This window comes from Pseudomonas sp. C8002, from assembly GCF_013385765.1.
Lineage (GTDB): Bacteria > Pseudomonadota > Gammaproteobacteria > Pseudomonadales > Pseudomonadaceae > Aquipseudomonas.
Window position 1 is genome coordinate 111,198 of sequence record NZ_JACAPJ010000015.1, and the last position, 18,276, is coordinate 129,473.

At 61.0% G+C, this 18,276-nt stretch carries 17 protein-coding genes; 11 read left to right on the top strand and 6 right to left on the bottom strand.

What is annotated here, in order from left to right; translation table 11 throughout:
• Positions 1–43: 43 nt before the first annotated feature.
• Genes HX814_RS21725 through HX814_RS21735 form a run of 3 tightly spaced genes read left to right on the top strand, consistent with a single transcriptional unit; the run spans position 44 to position 3,929 of the window.
• Positions 44–1,312, top strand: coding sequence for a sialidase family protein (locus HX814_RS21725; protein WP_177008199.1), 1,269 nt, complete (start codon positions 44–46; stop codon positions 1,310–1,312).
• Complete coding sequence (locus tag HX814_RS21730) at positions 1,312–1,911, top strand: hypothetical protein (RefSeq protein WP_087695143.1); 600 nt, start codon at positions 1,312–1,314, stop codon at positions 1,909–1,911. The genes HX814_RS21725 and HX814_RS21730 overlap by 1 nt, the downstream gene beginning before the upstream one ends.
• Positions 1,911–3,929, top strand: coding sequence for an LTA synthase family protein (locus HX814_RS21735; protein WP_177008164.1), 2,019 nt, complete (start codon positions 1,911–1,913; stop codon positions 3,927–3,929). The genes HX814_RS21730 and HX814_RS21735 overlap by 1 nt, the downstream gene beginning before the upstream one ends.
• Positions 3,930–4,036: 107 nt before the next feature.
• Here HX814_RS21735 and HX814_RS21740 read toward each other — a convergent pair whose 3' ends face one another.
• The 3 genes from HX814_RS21740 to HX814_RS21750 all read right to left on the bottom strand — a co-directional run bounded on the left by HX814_RS21740 (position 4,037) and on the right by HX814_RS21750 (position 5,884).
• Positions 4,037–4,969, bottom strand: a complete 933-nt coding sequence (locus tag HX814_RS21740; RefSeq protein WP_177008165.1) for a hypothetical protein — start codon at positions 4,967–4,969, stop codon at positions 4,037–4,039.
• 100 nt (positions 4,970–5,069) lie between these two features.
• Complete coding sequence (locus HX814_RS21745; RefSeq protein WP_177008166.1) at positions 5,070–5,453, bottom strand: cytochrome c family protein; 384 nt, start codon at positions 5,451–5,453, stop codon at positions 5,070–5,072.
• Positions 5,450–5,884, bottom strand: coding sequence for a VOC family protein (locus HX814_RS21750; RefSeq protein WP_177008167.1), 435 nt, complete (start codon positions 5,882–5,884; stop codon positions 5,450–5,452). The genes HX814_RS21745 and HX814_RS21750 overlap by 4 nt, the downstream gene beginning before the upstream one ends.
• Before the next feature lie 188 nt (positions 5,885–6,072).
• Between HX814_RS21750 and HX814_RS21755 the strand changes: the two genes are divergently transcribed.
• From HX814_RS21755 to HX814_RS21765, 3 genes are all read left to right on the top strand, one after another.
• Positions 6,073–6,450 carry a response regulator gene (locus tag HX814_RS21755; RefSeq protein ID WP_003210361.1) on the top strand — a complete coding sequence of 126 codons (378 nt, stop codon included), beginning with the start codon at positions 6,073–6,075 and terminating at the stop codon, positions 6,448–6,450.
• 101 nt (positions 6,451–6,551) lie between these two features.
• Positions 6,552–7,166, top strand: a complete 615-nt coding sequence (locus HX814_RS21760) for a biliverdin-producing heme oxygenase (RefSeq protein ID WP_177008168.1) — start codon at positions 6,552–6,554, stop codon at positions 7,164–7,166.
• Positions 7,163–9,391, top strand: a complete 2,229-nt coding sequence (locus HX814_RS21765) for an ATP-binding protein (RefSeq protein ID WP_177008169.1) — start codon at positions 7,163–7,165, stop codon at positions 9,389–9,391. The genes HX814_RS21760 and HX814_RS21765 overlap by 4 nt, the downstream gene beginning before the upstream one ends.
• A 360-nt stretch (positions 9,392–9,751) precedes the next feature.
• Here HX814_RS21765 and HX814_RS21770 read toward each other — a convergent pair whose 3' ends face one another.
• The gene (locus HX814_RS21770; RefSeq protein ID WP_087695155.1) at positions 9,752–11,071 is read right to left on the bottom strand and encodes an ATP-binding protein; all 1,320 of its coding nucleotides are present in this window, start codon (positions 11,069–11,071) and stop codon (positions 9,752–9,754) included.
• Entirely contained in the window at positions 11,068–11,778 is a 711-nt protein-coding gene (locus HX814_RS21775; protein ID WP_023659139.1) for a response regulator, read from the bottom strand. Before HX814_RS21775 ends, HX814_RS21770 begins: the two co-directional genes overlap by 4 nt.
• A gap of 164 nt (positions 11,779–11,942) precedes the next feature.
• On the opposite strand from HX814_RS21775, the gene HX814_RS21780 reads away from it, so the two are divergent.
• The 4 genes from HX814_RS21780 (at position 11,943) to HX814_RS21795 (ending at position 16,174) form a co-directional block, all read left to right on the top strand.
• Positions 11,943–12,731 carry a VacJ family lipoprotein gene (locus tag HX814_RS21780; protein ID WP_177008170.1) on the top strand — a complete coding sequence of 263 codons (789 nt, stop codon included), beginning with the start codon at positions 11,943–11,945 and terminating at the stop codon, positions 12,729–12,731.
• Entirely contained in the window at positions 12,721–12,966 is a 246-nt protein-coding gene (locus tag HX814_RS21785; RefSeq protein WP_177008171.1) for a hypothetical protein, read from the top strand. The genes HX814_RS21780 and HX814_RS21785 overlap by 11 nt, the downstream gene beginning before the upstream one ends.
• Positions 12,967–13,103: 137 nt before the next feature.
• Positions 13,104–15,023, top strand: coding sequence for an alkaline phosphatase D family protein (locus HX814_RS21790; protein WP_177008172.1), 1,920 nt, complete (start codon positions 13,104–13,106; stop codon positions 15,021–15,023).
• Between the two features lie 137 nt (positions 15,024–15,160).
• Positions 15,161–16,174 (top strand): diguanylate cyclase, encoded by a 1,014-nt coding sequence (locus HX814_RS21795; protein WP_023659140.1) that lies wholly within the window; start codon positions 15,161–15,163, stop codon positions 16,172–16,174.
• 4 nt (positions 16,175–16,178) lie between these two features.
• Here the strand turns inward: HX814_RS21795 and HX814_RS21800 are convergent, their stop codons facing one another.
• A complete protein-coding gene (locus HX814_RS21800) occupies positions 16,179–17,207 on the bottom strand; it encodes an amino acid ABC transporter substrate-binding protein (RefSeq protein ID WP_003210376.1) in 1,029 nt (342 codons plus the stop codon).
• Between the two features lie 144 nt (positions 17,208–17,351).
• On the opposite strand from HX814_RS21800, the gene HX814_RS21805 reads away from it, so the two are divergent.
• Positions 17,352–18,248: a LysR substrate-binding domain-containing protein gene (locus HX814_RS21805; RefSeq protein WP_102605928.1), complete on the top strand. Its 897-nt coding sequence runs from the start codon at positions 17,352–17,354 to the stop codon at positions 18,246–18,248.
• The last annotated feature ends 28 nt before the right edge of the window (positions 18,249–18,276 follow it).

The window sequence follows — 18,276 nt, forward strand, 5'->3', positions numbered from 1 at the left end:
GAGTGTTTCTGTGCGCAACAAGCCTTTTTTCGACACGTTTTCGATACGCGCGCCTTTAACGATCTGCAGTCTGCTACTGGTGTTTCTAGTTGCCTGGACCAGTCACCCGCCCCACGTGCTGGCGCCGTTTGCCCAAGCTGGCAAGGACACGTCCCCTGCAGCGGCCGCCCCGCAATACAGCAGCCGCTTTGTCTCCTCGCAGCTCAATGACTTTGTGCATTCCTCCTCGGTCACCGCCCTGCCCGGCGGCGACCTGATGGCCGTGTGGTTTGCCGGGTCCCGCGAGGGCGCCGCCGATGTGCAGGTGCGCACCGCGCGCTTTGACGCGAAAAGCGCCGAGTGGGGCCCGGAGCACGTATTGGCCACCCGTGAAAGCACCCGCGACGGCACGCACCGCTACATCCGTAAACTGGGCAACCCGGTGATCGCCCTGGCACCGGACAATCGCCTGTGGATGTTCTACGTTTCGGTGTCGGTAGGCGGCTGGGCCACCAGCGCGATCAACGTGATGGTCTCGGATGACCTGGGGACGAACTGGTCGGCCCCTCGGCAACTGATCACCTCGCCTTTCTTCAATATCAGCACGCTGGTGCGCGCCGCACCGGTATTCCACGCCGACGGTTCCATCGGCGTGCCGGTGTACCACGAGTTCATGGGCAAATTCGCCGAGTACCTGTACTTGAGCCCCGACGGTGCGGTGGTCAACAAATTCCGTATCAGCCGTGGGAAGAACTCGCTGCAGCCGACCATCGTCCCGCAGGACGGCCAACGCGCCATCGCCATGCTGCGTTACGCCGGCGAAACCCATCACCGAGTCCTCGCCAGCCGCACCGAAGACGCCGGCCAAACCTGGAGCGAGCCTTACCCACTGGAACCGTCCAATCCCAACTCCTCGCTGGCAGCCGTCGGCACTGAAGGCGACGGTTTGCTCGTGGCCCTCAACGACCTGCAGGACGGCCGCTTCAAGCTCAGCCTGTACGGCACCGATGCCAAGCTCAATCAGTGGCGCACCGTGGTGGAACTGGATCAATCCCCCGACCCCTTGGGCCAACCGTTCTCCCCCGAGGCCTACAAGGAAATCATCGGCGAAGGCTTCCGCGCCTCCAGCGGTGCCCTGCGCCTGCCGCTGGAACAACGCTTCCTCAGCAACCTGGATTACCGGGTGTGCAAGCCCCGTGGCTGCGATTTCGAATACGAGTACCCGTACTTCAGCCGCAGCCCGGACGGCATGTACCACCTGGTGTACTCGTGGAATAACACCTTTATCAAACATGTCAGCTTCAACGAAGCCTGGCTGTCGGAGCGCCTGTGATGGTTTCTGTATGGCAAGCACATTTGAGTTTTGTGCTGTTGGGTTTTGTACTGCTCAGCCTGTTGCGCGTCACAACACCCTGGCGCCCCTGGCTGCTGCCGGTGTTGGTGGTGGTAAGTTTTATCCCGGTCAACGAACTGCCGTTGGCGGCGTATGTGCGCAGCTTCACCGATGACCTGGCCATCAGCACCCTGGTGTTGCTGGCGTGGGTCAGCCTGTGCCGGTTGGGTGTGGTGCAGCCGCTCCAGCGCCCGCTGAAGGTCCAGGTGCTGCTGCTGTTTGGCATCCTGAGCCTGGTGCTGTACCCGGCAACGATGGGCCTGACGTACTTTGACCCCTACCGCTGGGGTTTCAACCCTCGGCCGATGATCGTGCTGATAGGCGCGGCAGCACTGTTGATGCTCTGGCTGCGTAATACGCTGGCGGTGTGGATGCTCGCGGCGGGCACCCTGGCGTTCGCGCTGCGGCTCAAGGCCTCGGAAAACTACTGGGACTATCTGATCGACCCACTGCTGACGGGCTACTGCCTGGTGGCCGGGTTGTGGATGCTGGCGATGGCTGCCTGGCGCCCTCTTTTAAAATTGCACAGAGGTCAATGATGGGATGGTTGCACTCGCGCCGCCTGCGCTACGGCGTGGGCGCGATCGGTTTGGTATTTGCGTTGCTGGCGGCACTGCGGCTGGTGTTTGTATGGGGATTTTCCGGGGTCGGCCTGAGGGAGCCCGCACTGCTGGAAACCGTGGGCATCGGCCTGCGTTTCGACCTGCGCCTGGCGGTGCTGATCCTGTTGCCCCTGGCACTGCTCGCCTGGCTGCCACGCTGGAACCTGGTGACTGTCCCCGCCCTGCGCTGGCTGGCACGGGGTTATCTGCTGCTGGCGCTGGCCATCGTCGGGCTGGTGTACATCATCGACTTCGGCCACTACGCCTACCTCGGTGTGCGCATCAACGCCACGGTGCTGCGTTACCTGGAAGACGCGCAGATTTCACAACAGATGGTGTGGGAAACCTACCCGGTGCTGTGGATAACCTTGAGTTGGCTTGCCGCCGTCGGCCTATGGACCTACGCCCTGGTTCGCCTTGAACGCATCACCCTGGATGGCGAACGCAAACCCATTGGCAAGCTGGCCATCGCATCCGTGGCCACCGTCGGCGTGATCGCGGTATTGCTGGCCCTGCTCGGCCGCGTCGCCAACCTCAATATCGAAAACCCGGTGCCCCTGCGCTGGAGCGACGCGTTCTTTTCCGGCAACAACCAGATCGCCGCCGTGGGCCTCAACCCGGTGCTGTTTCTGTACGACACCCTCAAGGTCGGCCAGTCGCAATTCGATGAGGCGCGGGTGCGCGAGCATTACCCGCAAGTCGCGAATTATCTGGGGGTCAGCCAGCCCGACCCCGAGCAGTTGAACTTCGCCCGTGAACAAGCCGTGCAGCCTTATCGGCTCAAGGGCGAGCGCCCGCCGAACGTGATCTTCGTGATGCTCGAGTCCCTCGGCACCAGCGCCGTGGGCGCCTATGGCAACCCGCTGAACCCCACGCCGAACCTCGACAAGCTGGCGAAGGAAAGCTGGTTCTTCAAACACTTCTACGTGCCCGTCACCGGCACCGCCAAAACCGTGTGGGCGAGCATCACCGGCGTGCCCGACGTTACCCGCCAGGAGACGGCAACCCGCAACCCGCTGATCACCCGGCAACACACCTTGATCAATGCGTTCGAGGACTACCAGAAGCTCTACATGATCGGCGGCAATGCCGGCTGGGCGAATATCAACGCCTTGATCCGCCAGAGCATCGACGGCGTGAAGCTGTATGACGAAAGCCACTGGCGCTCGCCACGGGTGGACGTGTGGGGCGTTTCGGATCTGGACCTGTTCAAGGAAGGCGACGAACTGCTGCGGGCCATCCCCAAGGACCAACCGTTCTTCGCCTACCTGCAAACCTCCGGCAACCACCGACCGTTTACCATCCCCAAGACCAACGATGGCTTCAAGGTGCATGACCTCACCGTGGAACAAGTCCAGGCCGCAGGCAGCCGCAGCGTCGAGCAGTACAACGCCGTGCGCCTGCTGGACTTCAACATCGGCCGCCTGATGGAAATCGCCAAGGCTGGCGGTTACTACGACAACACCATCTTCGTGTTCTTCGGCGACCACAACACCCGAATCAGCCAGATTCCGCACATGGCGCCGGCATTCGAGCAGCTTGGACTGGAAAGCAACAACGTGCCGATGATGATCCACGCGCCCGGCCTGCAACCCCGGGTGATCGAAGAAGCCGTCGGCCTGGCGGACCTGCTGCCGACCGTGGCCGGCATGGCGGGCATACCGTTCCGCAATGGCGCGATGGGCCGGGATATCCAGCAACCTGCGCCGGAAGGCGAGCGCGTGGTGCCGCTGGTATTGCGCGAGGGCACGTTCCCGCTGATCGGCGGCGTGACCAAGGACTTCCTGCTGCAAATGGAGCACGACGGCAGCTCGCCGACCCTGCATGACCTGGCGTCGCAAACGCCGAGGGACAATGTGGCTCAGCAGTATCCCGAGGAGTTTGAGCGGTTGCAGGGGCTGACCCGTGGCCTGCATGAGAGTGCGCGATTGATGTTGTTCCGGAACGTGCGCTGACGCCCCAGGAGGCCAACCCCAACGGCACAAAAACCACTTACGCTACCCGGTCAAAGAGGCCGCGGATGACGACGATGCGGCCCAGGACCGGGCCTGCCTTGATGGTGCTAAACGACCAAATAAACAGCAAACAGGCACATCGGCAGCAATACCAGTCCCAACACCATAAACACCACAACGCTCAACGCGTTGGCACGGGGCGTGCCAACGCTGCTGACAAACCCCAGGCAAAACCGTCTGAGTAACTCGACACCTTGGGCAAACAGATAAGCCAGCGTGATCGCAACCAGGGAGAGCGTTCCCGTAATCGCACAGTAAAGCAGTACCGGCTCCGGCATGAAGTAAGTCGTTATCCAGCCTTGGGAGGTGACATGGATAATCGTGGGAGGCTGAAACAAGGACAATGCGTAATAAAAATCACTGAACGGTGAATACTCAACATTGGGCCTCACCTCACCTGCGGGTAAAGCGTTGTACAGCTCATTCATGTCCGACCAACGAAACCAATACGTCGCGGCGGTAAACAGAACGTAGGCCACCATAATTGTCAGCAGGAAACTCAGCGCAAAACGCAGAGAGCAAAAACCTCGCCGCACTCCAACGTTGATGCTTAACTTGGTGAGTTGAATCGTGACGAAGTCGATTGCCACGGCAACAATCAGGCCCTTGGTATAAAAATCCACAAACGCCTGCAAAACACTAAGCGGCGGCAGGACATTAAACACGTGCTCTGGGTTGTTGAATAAGTACAGATCCAATAACCAGGCGCTGAAAAAAACAACGGACACCACCAGCGTATACAGCGGCACACTAATAATTTGCCGCTTGGCAAACAGCGTAGTCCCAAACAACCGCTGAAAACTGCGGGCCCATAGTTGGGCGATACGCACGATGCCATTGTGCCCAAAATCCATCCCACCCAAGGTCTTCAGGATTTCCATACGCGACTTTTTGGTAGCGAGCGCTACGCCTAGAAATACAATGGTCACAGAAAAAATTATTGAAATAAAAACGATCAGTGCCCCCACCAAATCCTTCATCGTTACTCCCTATCAGTTCAACGCCAACTTCATGAAAACCCCTTCACAGCCCGTCTTTGGCGGGCTCTTCATTTGGCCGCCAAGGCGGTGTAACAAACGTCTATTGCTTCTGAAACGTCGCAAGGTAGGCCAGCAAGTTGTCGATCTTCTCCTGATCACTGATCCCCCAGAAAATCATCCGAGTGCCGCTCACGACCTTTTTCGGTGCCTCGATGTAGGCGGCCAGCTTGTCCCGCGTCCAGACCACCCCTGAATTCTTCATCGCATCTGAATACTGGTAATCCGTGGTCGTGCCGGCCGGGCGGCCAATGATGCCGTTGAGCTGCGGCCCGAAACCACCCCGTGCGTTTTCGCCGACGCTATGGCAACCGCCGCAGGTCTTGCTGAATAACTTTCCACCGGCTTCGGCATCGCCTTCTGCGACGGCTTGAAAACTGAAGGCCCCACCGATGAAGGCAATGGCGAGTAAAGCGGCGTATTTCATGAGTGGCTCCCCACAGGTCGTTCGCCCAACCGCTGCACCAGACGCACCAGATAGCCATCCGGATCTTGCACGATGAATTGCCGTTGGCCCGCCTCCACCTCGCCCGCCCGATACCAGGCGTCTTCGACCTCGCGGAACAGCGGCCAGCCGATGGCAGCCAGACGCTGCAAGACAGGCGCCACGGCAGGCACATCGATTTGCAGGTTGATGCCTCGTCCCAGAGGTTTTTCCAGCGGTGCGGTCAACCACTGGCCGGCATCCGGATCGTATTGCTCAAGCATGATTTGCGCGCCTTGCTGGTCGAGATAGGCAAAGCCTTCTTCGGGGCGCTGATAGGCAATGTCGAAACCCAACTGGGTGACCCAGAAGTCGAGGCTCGCCGTGAGACTTGTCACGATGAGCTCGGGGACAATGGGGTTGCGGATGAACATAAGGATCCTTGGGGGCTTGGTCGGCGTTGTAGAGATTAACATCTGGAAACAGCCACTCAATTGATATGGAGCGCCCTGCCCTGACGCACACAACCAAATGACCACCCATCGCAAAAAAAACATCCAATCGAACCTAATCGACGGCGCCCCACTCCACCTTACTTAACCCGGATGGTGGAGTAAGGATCATGGCTCAGCCATCGATATTGGTGCTGGAAGACGACGAAATCATTCGCTCGTTGATGGTAGATGTACTGGAGGATTTCGGCGCGGTGGTGACCTCGTTCCCGTCCGCAGACGAAGGGATGATTTTTCTTGAACGGGCCAGTGATCCGGTAGACTTGATTGTCAGCGATATCCAGATGCCCGGCCTGCTCAATGGCTACGACTTGAGCAAGGTGGTCGCCCATCGCTGGCCGACGCTGCCGGTGGTGCTGACCTCGGGCAACACCGCAATGGCCTCGCAGTTGGGCAGCACCGTACGGTTCCTGCCCAAGCCGTGGACCACCAAGCGCCTGATCGACTGCGTGCAGTCGGCCCTGGTGCAGGGTTCGCCCATGCACTGATAGCATCGCGATATCAGCCAAGGCGAACTTCACGGCGACTCCTGCGGTCAGTTATTAAGCAACCTTACATGGCCAGCAGGCCCCCAGTTCGAGTTTACTGAATGCATTCACAGGCCCATGACGTTGGTGCGCCCCCTGTACTTGAAGCCCTGCGCTCGGGTACCGCTTTACTGCACGTCGCCCTGGAAAAGCGCTTGCCGTTTTTCTCCCCGCAGCTGGATCACACTCGGTATAAACGCCTGCTCCAGGCCTATTACGGGTTCTACAACCCTCTGGAAACGACGCTGAACGACAGCGGCTTGATCCCCGTGGGGTTTGATCAGGTGCTGCGTCGCAAAACTCCCACCTTGCTGACGGATCTTCACGCCCTGGGCCTGGACGCCCGAGCCATCGCCGCCCTTCCCCATTGCATGTCGCTACCGCTCCTCGACACGCCGGCCGCCTGCCTGGGCGCGCTGTATGTGCTGGAAGGCGCCACCCTGGGCGGGCAGATCCTGCGCCGGGAAATGGCCCAGCGCCTGGGACTGGATGCCGACAACGGCGGCGCGTTTCTCAACGTGTACGGCGCTGAAACCGGTCGGCGCTGGAAAGACTTTCTCGACTACCTGAGCCATGTGCCCCTCGATGCACACGCCAAACTGCGCGCCGTGAACGCGGCCCGCTCGACATTCAGCTGCTTTGAGCAATGGCTCGACAGCCAGGAGGTACTGCTATGAAACCCGAAGATTTTGAAGAGCTGCTTGCCAACTGTGCAGACGAACCCATCCGCTTCCCGGGGGCCATCCAGCCCCACGGTGCGCTGCTGACCCTGTCCGAGCCGGACCTGCATATCGTGCAGGTGAGCGCCAACGTAGCCGAACTGTTCAACCACTCACCGGAATCCCTGCTGGGCCAGCCGCTGCACACATTGATCGGCATTGAACATGCCGAAGCCGTCCGGGCCATGGTCACGCAAAACAGCTTTTTCGACGCCGCACCGCTGCACATGACCCTCAACGGCGCCGAGTTCGAAGGCTTGCTGCACCGCCATCAGGATGTACTGGTGCTGGAGTTCGAACCACGGCTCAAGGACTTCCAGCCGCGGGCACTCAATGGTCGGACCAGCAACCTGGGCAAGATGCTGCAACGCCTGCAGGCAGCGAAAACCCTGCAAGCCTTGTATGAAATCAGCGTCAACGAAATCCAGGCCATGACCGGCTATGACCGGGTGCTGATTTATCGTTTCGAAGAGGAAGGCCACGGCCAGGTGATCGCCGAAGCGTCCGCCCCGTCGATGGAATTGTTCAACGGCCTGTTCTTCCCGGCGTCTGACATCCCCGAACAAGCCCGGGAGCTGTACCGCACCAATTGGCTGCGGATCATCCCCAATGCCGATTATGAGGCAGTGCCGCTGGTGCCCAAGTTGCGCCCGGACACCGGCCAGCCCCTGGACCTGAGCTTCGCCACCCTGCGCAGCGTGTCGCCGATTCACTGCCAGTACATGAAAAACATGGGGGTGCTGTCGTCCATGAGCATCTCCCTGATGGCCGGCGACAAACTCTGGGGCCTGATCAGTTGCGGCAACCGCCAGCCGCTGCTGGTGCCCAATGATTTGCGCACCGCGTGCCAGACCATCGGCCAGGTGCTGTCGTTGCAGATCAGCGCGATGGAGGCCCTGGACCTAAGCCGCCAGCGCGAAGAAAAAGTCGAGGCCCTGGCCTTGCTCAGCCAGGCCATGCAGGCCTCGCCCGCAAACGTCTTCGATGGCTTGGCGCAGCGTCCGCAATTGCTGATGGACCTGACCCTCGCAGGCGGTGTGGCGATCATCGAAGACAAGCAACTGCACCGTTACGGCAATTGCCCGGAACCTGCGCAGATTCGCGCCCTGCACAAGTGGCTGCAAGAGACCGGGCAGCCGGTGTTTGCCAGCCATAACCTGGCCTCGGTTTACCCGCCGGCGGCTGAATACCAGCACGTAGCCAGTGGCGTGCTGGCCATGAGTTTGCCCAAGCCGGTGGACAACGGCGTGTTGTGGTTTCGTCCCGAAGTGAAGGAAAACATCAACTGGAGCGGCGACCCGAACAAACCCCTGGACCTGGAAAGCACCGACGCGGGCCTGCACCTTCGCCCACGCACCTCGTTTGAAATCTGGAAGGTGGAGATGGCCGGCATTTCCACCAAATGGAGCCACGGTGACCGCTTCGCCGCCAACGACCTGCGCCGCTCGGCCCTGGAAAATGACCTGGCCCGCCAGGTGCTGCGTGAACAACAGGCGGTGCGCGCCCGGGATGAACTGGTGGCGGTGGTTTCCCACGACCTGCGCAACCCGATGACGGTGATCTCGATGCTCTGCGGCATGATGCAAAAGGCCTTCAGTTCCGATGGCCCACACACCTCGCGACGGATTTCCTCGGCCATCGATACCATGCAACAAGCCGCCGGGCGCATGAATGTGCTGCTGGAAGATTTGCTCGACACCTCGAAGATCGAAGCCGGGCGCTACACCGTCAAGCCGGTGGCCCTGGACGTGAGCCAGATGTTCGAGGAGGCCTATTCACTGCTCGCGCCCCTGGCGATGGAAAAGGGCATCGACCTGTCCTTCAATGCCGAACCCGGGCTGCAAATCCATGCCGACCCGGAACGGTTGTTCCAGGTGCTGTCGAACCTGATCGGCAACGCCATCAAGTTCACCCCGCGCCAGGGCAATATCGGCATCAGTGCGTTGAGCAATGGCGAAGAGATCGTGTTTTCGGTGCGTGACTCCGGCGAAGGGATCGCCCCTGATCAGTTGCCTCACGTGTTTGATCGCTACTGGACGCAAACCGAAAACAATCCCACCGGCAGCGGCCTGGGCTTGTACATCACCCAAGGCATCGTGCAGGCCCACGGCGGGCGGATCGAGGCTGAGAGTGAGTTGGGGCGAGGCAGCGAGTTTCGGTTTACGGTGCCCAAGCCGGCTTGAAACGGCGCCTCATCGAGACGGCGAAGCATATGGAAACCCAAAGGCCCGGAACGCCGGACCGGGCCAGGGCCACTGATCAGGACGCACTCAAAGGGAGGTGAATGCGCACACTTCACGTCCTTTCTAATGAGAGCCAAAATCTATGTCCTTTCCAATCATTGGCAGCGCTTTCCATATCCAATCCTTCAATGGGCCCACTCATTCGCCTCAAGCCACTCAACCCGTCCAACCTGTTCAGCCGGCCCCCAAACCAAACGATGAGCCCTCGCGTAGCAGTTCCAACCAGCAAATTTTTCAGTCGAATAGCGGTAATCTGACTGATCTGGGAAAAGGCAATTTGCCGTGAGGGTTTAAGCCTTCCTAAACCGGCAACACCACCACGGCGGCCAACCCGCCACACGGGCGATTCTCCAACGTCAGCGTTCCACCGTGTTCCAGGACAATCGCCCGTGCCGTGGAAAGGCCCAAACCGACCCCGCCGGTACTTTTATTGCGTGAGCCTTCCAGCCGAAAGAACGGCAGGAACACCTGCTCATGCTGCTCCTGCGGGATGCCCGGGCCACGGTCCAGTACCCGTATCGTCACCACGCCCGGACTCTGTTGCAGTTCGATTTCCGGCGCCCGCCCGTAGTGGATCGCATTGTCCATCAGGTTGGTCATCACTCGCTTGAGCCCCAGCGGACGACCGAAATACACCAGCCGTGGCGGGCCATTGAAGCCGATGTCGATGGACTGATCGCGGTAGTCGTCAATCAGCGTTTGCAGCAACTCCGCAAGGTCCAGTTGGGTGGCCTGTTCCAGGCGCGCATCGTCGCGAAAGAATTCCAGCGCGGTGTTGATCATCGCCTGCATCTCGTCGACATCCCGGAACAGGCGGTGCTGCTGGTCGGCATCTTCGATGAATTCCCCCCGCAGGCGCAGGCGGGTCAGCGGCGCACGCAGGTCATGGGAAATCGCGGCGAGCATCTGGGTGCGGTCCTGGATGAAGTGCTGCAACTGCGCCTGCATGCCGTTGAACGCGAGAATCGCCTGGCGGATTTCCTGGGGGCCGACCGGCTCGATAGGCGGCGCACGAAAGTCGGCGCCGAAACGTCGCACACCCTGGGCGAAATACTGCAGCGGCCGGGCCAGGCGCCGGGTGGCGATCAGCGTGACCAGCGCGGTGGAAATCAGTACCAGCATCAGCACGATCAGGCTTCGCGGGCCCTCCGCCAGGCCCCAGCTGCGCGACGGCGCGCTGAACATCAGCCAGGATTCATCCACCAGCTGCACCACCAGCGCATAGCGCCCGCCGGGGCCAGGCCAGTCGGACGGTTCGTAGGCTTCCATTCGCCGCTCCGGCCCCTTGAGCAGCTGCTTGAACACCTGGTCGGAGTGAAACCCCGGGTCTTCCAGAACCGGCACATCAATGCCTGTGCGGGTGGCCGACCAACTCACATTGAAGCTGTCATCGGCCACTGCCCGAGTCAGTTGCGCGCGCTGGGACGGCTCTGCCGCTTCGATCATCCGCACGATCACCGCGACCTTCTCCAACAGGCCGGTTTCACCCAACGGCGGCCTGGCCCAAACGCCAGCCAGTTGCACAAACAGCGCATTGAAGGCCAGCGCTGTGAGCATCGCAATCAGGATGGTCAGGGCAATCCAGCGGGCCACGGTGTCCCGAGGTTTGAAGCGGCTCATGAGCGGGTCACCGCGACGGTGAACTGGTAACCACCGTTGCGCACGGTACGAATCATCGCCGGGCGCTTGGTGTCGAACTCCAGCTTGCGTCGCAGGCGGCTGACCTGCACGTCGATGCTGCGGTCGAACGCGTCGTGGCTATGGCCCCGCGCCAGGTTCAGCAATTGCTCGCGGGTGAGCACGCGCTGCGGGTGTTCGACGAACACCAGCAGCAGGTCGAACTCCCCGGACGACAACGGGATCATCACCTGGTCCGGCGAGCGCAACTCACGGCGCGTCAGGTCCAGTTGCCAGCCGGCGAAACGAATCAGCGGGCGCGACACGTCGCCCAACGTCGGCCGGTTTTCACCCGCCCGACGCAGTACGGCGCGCACCCGGGCAAGTAATTCACGGGCATCGAAAGGTTTGCTCAGGTAATCATCGGCGCCCATTTCCAGGCCCACCACGCGATCACTCAGTTCGCCCATGGCGGTCAGCATGATCACCGGTGTTGCGTATTGCTGGCGCAGGCGCTGGCACAGCAACAGGCCGTTATCCCCCGGCAGCATCAGGTCGAGGATGATCAGGTCGGCAGGTGTGCGCTCCATGGCCGCCCACAGCTCGGCGCCATTGGCGGCGGTCTCGACCGTGTAGCCATGTTGCAGGAAGAATTTCTTCAGCAGGGCGAGGACCTCGAGGTCATCGTCCACGATTAAAAGATGGCTCACCGATGGGCATCACTTGGTCTTGTCGATGCGCCATCTAAAACCATTCGACGCGGCCCGTCATATATTTCAATCGTGCAATAAAGCGTCAACGGCGCAATAAAGCAGACATCTTTGCGCAAGCTGCGGCTGCCAGCATCGGCTTCCTTTTCCCGGAGACTGACCCCATGCGCTCGCTGACGTATCCCCAGCACCTGGCTCGCCAGGCGGTGTTGTTGCTGACTGTGTCTTACCTCACAGGCTGCGCGAGCCCGGCCAACGTAACGAGTACCACACGCTGCGCACAGGTTTCCTACCCGGTGTATGACCCCGCCGAACCAGTCAACCGGGGCGTGTTCGCCTTCAACCGCGCGGTGGATGACTACGCCCTGGCGCCTGTAGCCCGAGGCTACCGATACATGCCGGAGTTTTTCCAGAAGGGTGTGCATAACTTCGCCAGCAACTTCAGCGAGCCCAAGGTCTTCATCAACGACCTGCTGCAAGGCAACCCACGGCGCTCGATCAACACCCTGGGACGTTTTGCGGTGAACACCACCGTGGGGATCGTCGGCTTGATTGATGTCTCGGACCCGCTGGGCATCCCTCGCCACACCGCCGATTTCGGCCAGACCTTTGGCGTGTGGGGGATTGGCAACGGGCCGATTGTCGAACTGCCGTTGCTGGGCACCGGCAACAGCCGCGATGCGGCGGGCAAGGTCCTGAACTTCCTGGTGGCGCCGCTGGGCGACAGCGATACCGTGCAAACCCTGGGCACCATCAGCCTGGTGGGTGGCACAGTGGACACGCGCGCCTCGTTGCTGCCGCTGACCGACAGCCTGCAAAAGCTGCCGGACTACTACAGTGCCTTGCGTAACGTGGTGGCCGAACACCGCGCGGCCTTTGTGCTGGAGGGCAAGCAGGGGGCGACGTCGCCTCAGGCCGATAATTGTGCACAGGGAGCCGGCGATGATTTCTGAATCAAGCTCACTGGTCCTGCAACGTCAGGTTCGTAAACGCGGGACCAGCGCGCTGCTCTGCCGGGAGACCCGCCTGAGCCTGTCGTCGGAGCAGGGCCACCTGGTGCTGAGCCGCTATGTCGAACGGTACAGCCCGCAGGGTGTGCGCTGGGTCGAGCGCCAGCACAGTGTGGCCCTGGCCGAAGTGCTGCGCTGGATGATTGCCGAAGGCGAGACCTGCGCCACGCAGTCATGATTTGAGATGAAAGGTTTATAGCCCGGGCCAGTGGGCGCCGGGTAATTTGCGGCTCGCCCGGGTATCGCGCCTTAACAAAACGCTGACATTCAATGCGTTACCTTTTCGGCCCAACCTTGCCCAGAGCCGTTGCCTTGATGCCTCACCCCGACACACTTCCCGCTGTACTCGCCGGCCCGTTGCTGCGACGCCTGGAACCGCGGCGCCTGGTGATGTGGCTGGTGGGAAGTCGTCCCCTGGCATTGACCCTGAGGCTGCAAGTCGCCCAAGGCGCGGCGCTCGATATCGAGTTGGACGCCAGCCAATGCAAGGTGGTGCCCGTCGGGCGCCAGGCCTTTATCCATCTGATCGACGTACCGCTGGCGGAAGCCCTGCCCCAGGACGTGAGCATCGGCTACGACCTGCTGGTAAACCGTGCCGGTATCGCCGAATGGGCGCCGCACCTGCTCTACCCGGGCGCACAAGGCCCGCATTTCGTCCTGCACAGCCGCATCCACCAATTGGTCCACGGTTCCTGCCGCAAGCCCCATCACAGCGCAGCCGACGGTTTGCTGTGTGTCGACCGGCTGCTGGCCGAATCGAACACCCTGGAGGAACGCCCGGCCTTGTTGATGATGAGTGGCGACCAGGTCTACGCCGACGATGTCGCGGGGCCGATGCTGCGGGCCATTCATGCGCTGATCACGCGCCTCGGCCTGTTCGATGAACACCTCGACGGTGCCGTCGTCGACAACAGCGCCGCGCTTTATGAGCATGCCGCCAGCTACTACCATCGAGCCGACCTGTTGCCCGCCCTGAAGAGCAACGAGACCCTGCGCGAGCGTTTTTTTGGCGGGGTGAAGAAGCCTATTTTCACCAGCAGCAGCGCCGACAACCACCTGGTGACTTTTGCCGAAGTCATGGCGATGTACCTGCTGGCGTGGTCGCCCGTACCGTGGCAGCTGATCACACCGCAAGCGCCGCAACTGCGCGCCGAAGGGCACGTACGCTATGGGCACGAGCAAGTGCAGATCGACACGTTCCGTGACGGCCTGGGTGGCGTGGCCAGGGTGTTCGCCCACCTCTCCTGCCTGATGATCTTCGATGATCACGACATCACCGACGACTGGAACCTCAGCGCCCAATGGGAAGAAACCGCTTACGGGCATCCGTTCTCCAAGCGCATCATCGGCAACGCACTGCTGGCCTATATGCTGTGCCAGGGCTGGGGCAATAACCCGGATGCGTTCGATACGGTGATCGGCAAAACCCTGGCGCTCACCACACAGGCCCACGACAACTACCTGCAGCCTGACGCTCAAGATGAGCTGGTGGATGACCTGCTGAAGTTCCAGCAATGGCATTACGTGCTGCCCACCACCCCCGCACTGGTAGTGCTCGACACCCGTACCCGGCGCTGGCGCAGCGAGTTCAACCTCAAGCAACCCTCCGGCCTGCTGGACTGGGAAGCACTGAGCGAACTGCAACAGGAGCTGCTGGATCACCCTTGCGCGATCATCGTTTCACCGGCGCCGATCTTCGGCGTCAAGCTGATCGAAACCGTGCAGAAGGCCTTCAGCTGGTGCGGCTACCCGCTGCTGGTGGACGCGGAAAACTGGATGGCCCACCGCGGCGCAGCACAGGTGATCCTCAACATCTTTCGTCACTCCCGCACACCGGGCAACTACGTGATCCTCTCGGGAGACGTGCACTACTCGTTCGTCTATGAAGTGCTGATTCGCCACCGCAATGCCGGTCCAAAAATCTGGCAGATCACCAGCAGCGGCATCAAGAACGAATTCCCGCCGCGCTTGCTGGAATGGTTCGACCGTCTCAATCGATGGCTCTACTCACCGCGCTCACCGCTGAACTGGTTCACCCGTCGCCGACTCATGCAGGTAGTGCCGCATATTCCGGAACACGCTGAAGCGGGCGAACGGCTCTGGAATTCTGCCGGGATCGGGCAGGTGTTTTTTAACCGGCAGGGGCAGCCTGAGGCGATTTATCAGCACAATGCCAATGGGGCGCCCAGGACCAGGATGGCGGCGCCTGATCAGAAGCTGAACCCAAGCAAGTAGTGGCTTTTAGCCACATTCTCACTAGACCAAAGACCCCCTTCTAAGCGCCAAGGCGCCGTTGTACAGTACCGCCAGCCACGGAGTATCGGCATCAATTTTGGCTGGCCCCAGGAGCCAGTCCACGCAGGGAGTGCGCAATGGACGATACATCCGGCAGCGAACCGTCAAGGAAGGACTTTTGCGACCTTAACGCCGACATGCTGCATGCCATCATGGAGCTGGTCAGCGACGGGATCTGGGACTGGAACGCCAACACCGGGTTCGTCTACCGCAACCCCGGCTGGTACGAAATGCTCGGCTATGCCCATCACTCCCTGGAAAACAGCGTATTCACCTGGGAAAACGTGATTCATCCCGATGACTATCCCCAAGTGATGGTGCTGTTTGATAACTACATCAACCGCCGCACCACTCACTATCAAGCCGAATACCGCTGCCGCAAGAAAGACGGCTCCTACCTGTGGATCGAAGACCGCGGCTACGTGATCGCACGTAACGACGACGGCTCGGTGGCACGCATGGTCGGCGCCCACCGCAGTATCCAGGCGCGCAAACAGTCCATCGAACAGCTGGAGCGCCGCAATCAATCCCTTGAAGCCCTGGTGGCCGAGCGCACCCGCGAGCTGTCGCGGGTCAATCAACAACTGCAGTTGCAACTGGACGAGAATCGCTCCCTGGCCGAACGCGACGCCTTGACTCGCGTGGCCAATCGTTACCGCCTTGAACGCGTCCTGCTGGAAGAGTGCGCTCGCGCCCAACGGTTTCGCCTGCCGCTGTCGCTGATCGCCATGGACATTGACGACTTCAAGCCCATCAACGATCAGCACGGCCATGCCGTAGGCGATGAAACCCTGGTGCGCGTGGTGGAATGCCTGGAGGCCTGCATTCGCCACGGCGACTTGCTGGCCCGCTGGGGCGGCGATGAATTCATGGTCATCGTGCCCAAAAGCACGTTGGAGACCGCGCGGGAATTGGCCGAGCGGATGCGCTGTGCGCTCAAGGACTTGCCCGCCGTGGGCAGCTTCAAGGTGACGTTGAGCCTCGGCGTGGTAGAGCGACGCAACGATGAGTCACCCGCCTGCCTGATGGCCAGGGCCGATCAGGCGTTGTATCGCTCCAAGGCGGCGGGCAAGGACACGGTTTCTTCGTGAAACCTCAGCGAACCGGCGGCGCGTACTGGATCCCGCCGTTGCTCCACAGGGCATTAAGGCCGCGCTTGATCTTCAGCACGCTGCCCTGGCCGATGTTGCGCTCGAACACCTCGCTGTAGTTGCCCACTTGCTTGACGATCTGCACGACCCAGTCCTTGCGCAGTTTCAGGTCCTTGCCGTAGTCACCGTCTGCGCCGAGCAAACGGGCGACGTCCGGGTTTTTGCTGGACTTGGCTTGCTCTTCAACGTTCTGCGAAGTGATGCCCATTTCCTCGGCATTGAGCATGGCGAACAACGTCCACTTGACGATGCTGAACCACTCGTCGTCGCCCTTGCGCACCAGCGGGCCCAATGGCTCCTTGGAAATGACTTCCGGCAACACCACGAACTCATCCGGGTGAGCCATCTTGATCCGCTGGGCGTACAGCCCCGACTGGTCGGTGGTGAGCACGTCGCAGCGGCCCGCTTCGAGGCCCTTGGCACTTTCGTCAGCAGTGTCGAAGGTAATCGGCGTGTACTTCAGGCCGTTGGCGCGGAAGTAATCCGAGACGTTCAGCTCGGTGGTGGTGCCGGCCTGGATGCAGATGGTCGCGCCGTCCAGGTCCTTGGCGCTCTTCACACCGAGCTTGGTGTTCACCAGGAACCCGATGCCGTCGTAGTAGGTCACGCCGGTGAACACCATGCCCATGCCCGCGTCACGGGAACTGGTCCAGGTGGTGTTGCGGGAAATCAGGTCGATCTCGCCGGATTGCAACGCAGTGAAACGCTCCTTGGCGGTCAACTGGCTGAACTTCACCTTCGACGCGTCACCAAAGAGTGCTGCAGCGACGGCGTGGCACACGTCCACATCAATGCCGGTCATCTTGCCGTTGGCGTCCGGCACGCCAAAACCCGGCAACCCATCACTGACCCCACACTGGATAAAACCCTTCTTCTGGATCGCATCCAGGGTCGCCCCTGCGTGGGCGCTCCCTGCCAGTCCCAGTAATGCTGCGGCGGTGAATGCCGCCAACGTGGATTTCATGTGCTTCATGCAAGGCGCTCCCTGTCGGTCTTTATTATTCGGCGCCACAAACCCGCGCCGTTTATAGTGTTGCCGGTCAGTATCAACGGCTTTACACCTTGGCCACAAACGACGTTTAGGCAAAGGCTCCTTCCGATTTGGAATGAACTTCTCATGATCTCGAAACGCTTGACCCCTTCGATGACCGCCCTGCAGTGCTTCGAAGCCGCCGCCCGCCACCTGAGTTTCACCCGCGCTGCCGAAGAACTGCACCTGACCCAGAGCGCGGTGAGCAAGCAGGTGGCACAGCTCGAAGAGATGCTCTGCCACCCGCTGTTCCAGCGAGTACGCCAGCGCTTGTACCTGTCGCCGGCGGGCTCGCTGTACCTGGAGGAAGTACGCAAGATCCTCAACCAGGTGGATATTTCCAGCCGCTACATCCTCACCTACGGTGGCGAGACCGAAGTGCTGCGCATCGCCACCCAGCCGACCTTCGGTGACCGCTGGCTGGTGCCCAAGCTCAAGGATTTTGCCGCGCGCCATCCCAATATCCACCTGGACGTGCGCAACGAACTGGAGCCGTTCGACGTGTTGCAGGCCAAGGCGGATATCGCGTTTTTCTTCGGCCAGGGAGCGTGGCCGGGGGCAACTTGCATCGAGTTGTTTCGCGAAGCCGTGGTGCCGGTCTGTGCCCCCGGGTTTGTTGCCGCTGGCAGCGACGCCTCGTCCCGCCACACCTTGCTGCAATGCACCTCGCGCCCGGAAGCCTGGCACGAGTGGTTTCTGGAACAGGGCCTGCACTCGCAAAACAGCTACCACGGGCCGCGTTTCGACACGTTCTACATGTGCATCCGCGCCGCGCAATCGGGGTACGGCGTGGCGTTGGTGCCGCAGTATCTGGTGGCCGAGGAATTGGCGAACGCCAGCCTGATGATCCCCTGGGATTACAGAATGCCGAGTGCCGGCGCGCACTTTATCGCCCATGCCGAACATGCCGGGGAGATCCCGAAAGTGAAGGCGTTCCTGAACTGGATGGTGGATGTGGCGAAGGAGCTTGCTCCCTCGCCATAGCACATCCCGACTTTTAATAATGACCCGG